Genomic DNA, 6,000 nt, shown 5'->3' with positions numbered 1-6,000 from the left:
GTCAAGGGAGGGAGGGCGGCCCGTTGTCCTCCAGCGGCTCGACGTCGACGCTGACCGACAGCGTGTGGCCGGCCGCCCCCATCAGGACGCCGCGGGCGGGGCTGACGTCGTCGTAGTCGCGGCCCCAGGCGATGGTGATGAAGTCCTGGTCGGCGCGCCGCGCGTTGGTCGGGCAGACGTCGATCCAGCCGGCCTCGGCACCGCACCAGACGGAGGCCCAGGCGTGGCTGACGTCGGCGCCGATCAGCCGCGGCCGGCCCGGCGGGGGCAGGGTGCGCAGATAGCCGGAGACGTAGCGGGCCGGCAGCCCCATGGCGCGCACGCAGCCGACCACGATGTGGGCGAAATCCTGGCAGACGCCGCGGCGGTGCCGCATCACCTCGGCCATCGGGGTGGCGATCGTCGTCGCCGTGGGGTCGAAGATGAAGTCGTCGTGGATGCGCCGCATCAGGTCCAGCGCCGCCTCCGCCGCCGGGCGGCCGGGCGTGAAAGACTGCACGGTGTAGTCGTGCAGCGTCGGGCTGGCCGCCACCAGCGTGCTGTCGAAGCGGTACTGGACCACCTCCGCCCCGTCCTCCGGCCCGGTCAGACCGCCCAGCGAATCGCGCACATGCTCCCAGGACGGGGTAAGCGCGGCGTTCAGCGTCGGAGGCGGACCGACCTCGACCTCGCTCTCCGCGGTGAGGACCAGTTGCCGGTGCGGCTCCTGCATCGCGACGTAGGTGACGGTGTTGCCGAAATAGTCGGTGTGGGACGATTGCACCGCCGGCGCCGGCAGGATGGTCAGCGTGCTCTGGTGGACGCGCTGGCGCGGGTGCGGCCGGGCGGTCAGGTGCAGCAGATGGTGCGACACCGACACGTCCTCGCCATAGTCGTAGCGGGTCGTGTGACGCACGCGGAAGCGCACGCCGAAACGGACGCCGGATTGCTCATCAGCGGGGGCCGCGCCGGCCACGGTCGGGGAGAGGTCAGGCCGGTCGGGCAAAGGCATGGCTGAAATAGGCGTGCGTCAGGAGGTTGGAAATCTCGGGCAGCGACAGGGCGAGCGAGTCGAGCAGCGTGTGCAGGGCGGTGCCCGAGTCCAGCGCGTCCGGCGCGCGCAGCGAGGCGCGGGCGGCCTTGAGGATGGACCGGGCTGAGGCCGCCGTGTCGCCGGGAACCGCCTGCGATCCGCTGGGCAGGGCCGCCACATGCCGCTCCAGCGCCGCCAGCTGGAAATCCAGGGCGCGCGGGTTGGAGTCGTCGGCCAGCAGCAGTTCCAGCACCGGGCGCCGCCTCACGCTGGTCAGGTAGCGGGACCGGTAGGTCATCACGCTTTCCCCCAACTCCAGCAGCACGCTCAGCGTCGCCACCTGGACCGGCTCATCCTGGCGGTCGAGCGTGTGGACCGGGATGCCGCGCATCACCGAAATGATGTGGAGCGCCCGCTCCATGCGCCGCCCGATGTCGAGGAAGCGCCAGCCCTGGCCGCGCGTCATGCTCTCCTGCTCCAGCCCGGCGATGGCGGCGAGGCTGGTCATCAGGTCGTCCAGCCGCAGCAGCATGGCGGCGGCGTCCAGCTTGTGCGCCGGCGGCTGGCTCTGCCGCTCCAGCATGGTCACCACCCGCCACATGTCGAGCGACAGGCGGTCGCGCACCGAATAGGCGGTGCGGTGCACCCGCTGAACCTGGGCGCGCAGGCTGTTGGGATGGTCCGGATCGACGACGGAGCTGTAGAGCGCCGCCCGCAGCGCCCGCCCGCCGCCAAGCGCGGTGACCCGCGTCAGGTCCCAGGGGATCATGCCCTCCCAGGCCATCAGATGGAGCAGCGGGCGAAGCTGCAGCGACGCCCCCGGCACGTTGCCGTCGGTCAGGCGGGAGTGGGTTGAGCGGAGCAGGCGCACCGTGCCCTCCGACCGCTCCGCGTAGCGGCCCAGCCAGTAGAGGCTGTCGGCCACCCGGCTCGGCAGATCGGCGGAGGCTGCCTTGGGCGCCGGCTGCGGTTCCTGCGCCGGCTGCGGGCGCGGCGTCGCCGGGGTGGCCTCGGCCCGGCGCCCGGACAGGATCCAGGTGTCCTTGCTGCCGCCGCCCCGCTGCATGGAGACGACCAGCTTGCCGGATTCGGTGGACACGCGGGTCAGGCCGCCGGGCATGACGGTGTAGCTGCCGTCCGGACGGGCGCAGAGGAAGACGCGCAGAACCAGCGGGCGCGGCTGCAACCGTCCGCTCTGCCAGACCGGCGCCGTGGACAGGGCCAGACGCTCCTGCGCGACGTAGCACCAGGGACGGGCCTTGATGCGCTCCACAAGGGAGGCGCGTTCGGACGCCGACAGATCGGCGCCGAAAATCGGCTCGAAGGACAGGGACGGGAAGGCCGGTTTCACCACCAACCCGTCGAGATGGTCGATGACGTAGGCGCGCTCGTCGTCGTTGCCGCACCACCAGACGGCGACGCCGGGCATCTTCAGCTCCTCGCCCAGCAGATGGCGGCAGAGCATGGGCAGAGACGGCTTGACGGCCATGGATTCCAGGAAGCCGGAGCCGAGCGAGTTGGCCACGACGACGTTGCCGGCGCGCACCGCCTCGATCAGCCCCGCCACGCCCAGCGAACTGTCGGCGCGCAGCTCCAGCGGGTCGGCGAAGTCGGCGTCCAGGCGGCGCAGGATGACGTCCACCGGCTCCAGCCCCGACAGCGTCTTCAGATAGACCTGACGGTCGCGCACGGTCAGATCGGCACCCTCCACCAGCGTGATGCCGAGGTAGCGGGCCAGATAGACGTGTTCGAAATAGGTTTCGTTGTAGGGGCCGGGTGTCAGCAGAACGATCCGCGGCTGGTCGCGGCGCGGGCTCAGCGACAGCAGCGTTTCCTTGTACGCCTCGAAGAAAGGGGTGAGATGCTCCACTTGGCAATGGCGGAAGCTGTCCGGAAGGACCTTCGCCAGAACCGCACGGTTCTCCAGCGCGTAGCCGCTGCCGCTCGGCGCCTGGGTGCGGTCGGACAGCACCCACCAGCGCCCGTCCGGCGCGCGGGCGAGGTCCGCCGCGTAGAAATGCAGATGGATGTCGTTGGGCACCGGAATGCCGTGCACGGCGCGGCGGAATCCGGGGTCGGCGTGGATCACCGCCGGCGACAGCCGTCCGCTGCGCGTCAGGGTCTGCGGCCCGTAGATGTCCGCCAGCACGGCGTTCAGCAGCGTGGCGCGCTGGATCAGACCCGATTCGACCGCCTTCCATTCGTGAGCGGGAATCAGCAGCGGCACCATATCGAGCGGCCAGGGCCGCTCCATCCCCTTGGGATCGCCGTAGATGTTGTAGGTGACGCCGTTCTGGTGCAGCAGGCGCCGCGCCTCCTCCCACCGCTCGGCCATCAACTCCGGGTCGAGGGGGCCCAGCGTGCCCATGAAGGTCTGCCAGTGCGGGCGCAGGCGGCCCTGCCCGGTGACCATCTCGTCATAGACCTCGCCGCGGCCATAGCCCATGGCGTCGGCCTCGCCGAACAGCGACCCCTGGAGGAACGGCACCGGACGCAGCCCCGGAAGGGCCGGCGTGCTGGGGTCTAGAAAGGGGGAATCGCGGTCGGACAAGGCGGGTTCGGACGCTCAACTCTGGTCGGTGCTGGGGAGTGTGAACGTCCGTTCCCGCCGATGCAAGCGGCGGTTCGGAGGCGGCGTGGCGCATTTGCATTCCGTCTCCCCTGGGGACAGGGGCCGGGTTATAAGGAACGCCCTTCTGCCGGACGCTTCCGCCGGACCCCTATCCGCCCCTTCGGGGCACCCTCTCCCCGGAGGGAGAGAGCTTTCAACGGCCGCCTCACAGGGTCTTCAGATACTCAAGCAGCTGCCAGCGCTGTTCGTCGGTCAGCGACGCGCCAAACTCGTGACCGGTGTTGTGATTGCCGGGCTTGGCCGTGTCGAAGGTGAAGGTGTTGTCGTCCGCGCTCTGGTCCACGCCGACCTTGATCGGCTCGAAGGAGTGCGTGCCCAGGCGGAACGTCGCCGAACGCTGCGAGGCCGGGAGCAGCATCTCGTACAGGTTCGGGACCGAACCGTTGTGCATGTACGGTGCCGTCGCCCACACGCCGTCCAGCGGACGGGCCTTGTAGGCCAGGATGCTCTGGATCAGCTCGGCCAGAGCCTTGGTCGCCTTGGCCTCGGCGTCCTTGACGGCCTGCGTCGGTTCGGTCGTGAGGTTCGTCGCGGCAGCGGCGGAAGCCTGTTCGCTCGACGGGGATGTCCGTTCCTTCAGCCTGCGCAGCAGGGCCTGGGCGGCCTCGTCAACGGGCTTGCCCTTGACCGGCCTGGTGAAGGCGCGGGTGTCCTTGACCAGCACGGATGGCTGCGGGACGGAGGCTGAGGCGGCCCCGGTCTCCGTCTTCCACACCGGGGGATCGTCCCACGGGGTCGGGGTCCGCACATCCTTGGCGCCCGTCCAGCTGGTGTCCAGCAGCAGCGAGGCGACCGTCCGGTCATGGATGACCGTGCCGATCAGCGAGCCGGTCACGGCGTTGGCCAGCACGTTGACCGCCAGATCGTCCTTCTTCAGCGCCGTGCCGATGATCGGCGGCATGACCACGCCCTCGATCGGGCCGGTCTTCAGGAAGCGGCAGGCGGCGTCCACCGCCATGGTCGGATCGGATTCATAGGCAACGGAGATATAGCCCGCCTTGACGGCGGCGGGGATGCCCTTCGCCGGGTCGCAGATGGTCTTGGTGAAGACATCGACCACCGTCTCCGGCCGCTTGTCCGCCCAGTTGAACAGCGGGATCATCTGGATCGGCGTGTCGGTGAAGGTCATGTCACGCGGCAGGACCTTGTGGCAGCTCTCGCAATTGTCCTTGTAGACCGACTCACCGGCCGAGGCCTTGACGATGTCCACCTTGCCGGCGATCGAGTCCGGCCACACGGGCGAACGCAGTTCGCGCACAAGCTCTTCCATCCAGATCAGGTTTTTCGCCCGGACGGTGGAGTTGTAATAGTACTGATCCTTGCTGGGCGGGGCCTTCAGCGCGGCCTTCCCGAACACGCCCAGAACCTCTCCGGCGTTGCGGGCAAGCGCGGTCAGGCGATCGCCGTTCGGCACCGCGCCGTTCCATTGGGCCTTCGGCTGCTTGGAGGCGTCCCACAGGTAGGGGAAGCTGACCGGCGCGTTGGGGTGGACGCTGTTGGACGGGATCTTCAGGTCGATGGCGCCGACCCGGTTGAAGATCATCTGGAACGCGTCGGTGCGCATCGGCCCCCACGGCGATGCCGGGGTGCTGTCGGCGACGAAGGTCGCGAACTCCTTGTGGAAGGTGGCCAACTTCCCGTGCAGGTCCACGCGTTGCGCGTCGGTGGCGTAGGGACCGAGGACGCGACGGGAGAACACGTCGAAGGCGGCCGTGTTGCCCAGCGTGTATTTCACCGCGTCCGAGATGCCGCTGATCAGGCCGTACAGGTCACCGGTGGTGGCAGAGCCGTCGATGCGCATGGTCTTGTCGCCGACACGCCAGTCGCCGGTATGGCAGGCCGCGCAGGTCAGGCCGATCCAGGTGGCGCCGTCCTTCGGGTCGGTGTCCTTGATGAAGCCGACCGGCAGAACGCCGTCGCTCCAGCCGCTCTTGCTCGCCGCCAGGTAGCCGTAGCGCGTCAGATCCTGATGGAAATAGCTCTGCTCCAGCGGTGTTGTCAGCGACGAGTCCGGCAGGGCCATGAACCAGTCATAGGGCATGATCTGCGAGCCCTGGGTGGTGCTGTAGTACCACTGGCGCTCGGCGTCGGTCCAGTTCTGGTCCAGGTACCAGTAGTCGCCGATCTTCTGCGGCAGGCTGACGGGAACGGGCCGCGGCGGCTCCGGCGGTTTCTCGGCACAAGCGCCGAGCAGCACGGACCCCGCCACGACGGTAAGAAGGCTGGCTTTCATCCCTTTCGCTCCTGAAGGATATCGGCGGCATGCCGACAGACATCGGTCAGAGGCTAGTCCGGATAACAACCATAGGAATACTCAAACCGGAATCACTCTTCCTAAAGATGGTTTAGCTGTGAT

At 68.8% G+C, this 6,000-nt stretch carries 3 protein-coding genes; all 3 read right to left on the bottom strand.

Features of this window, described 5'->3' with window-relative positions:
• Position 1: 1 nt before the first annotated feature.
• Positions 2–895 carry a transglutaminase family protein gene (locus tag GBZ26_RS07910; protein ID WP_343207268.1) on the bottom strand — a complete coding sequence of 298 codons (894 nt, stop codon included), beginning with the start codon at positions 893–895 and terminating at the stop codon, positions 2–4.
• 73 nt (positions 896–968) lie between these two features.
• Positions 969–3,563: a circularly permuted type 2 ATP-grasp protein gene (locus GBZ26_RS07905; RefSeq protein WP_246653890.1), complete on the bottom strand. Its 2,595-nt coding sequence runs from the start codon at positions 3,561–3,563 to the stop codon at positions 969–971.
• A gap of 226 nt (positions 3,564–3,789) precedes the next feature.
• Positions 3,790–5,877, bottom strand: a complete 2,088-nt coding sequence (locus tag GBZ26_RS07900) for a di-heme-cytochrome C peroxidase (RefSeq protein ID WP_174438368.1) — start codon at positions 5,875–5,877, stop codon at positions 3,790–3,792.
• Between the last annotated feature and the right edge of the window lie 123 nt (positions 5,878–6,000).

The sequence above is a fragment of the Azospirillum formosense genome (assembly GCF_013340925.1).
Classification (GTDB): Bacteria; Pseudomonadota; Alphaproteobacteria; order Azospirillales; family Azospirillaceae; genus Azospirillum; species Azospirillum formosense.
The sequence above is the reverse complement of the archived record's forward strand: the minus strand, read 5'-3'. Positions and strand labels throughout refer to the sequence as shown.

Excerpts from the sequence above, each read along its gene's own strand:
- GBZ26_RS07900 (WP_174438368.1), bottom strand. The coding sequence starts at position 5,877 with ATGAAAGCCAGCCTTCTTACCGTCGTGGCGGGGTCCGTGCTGCTCGGC.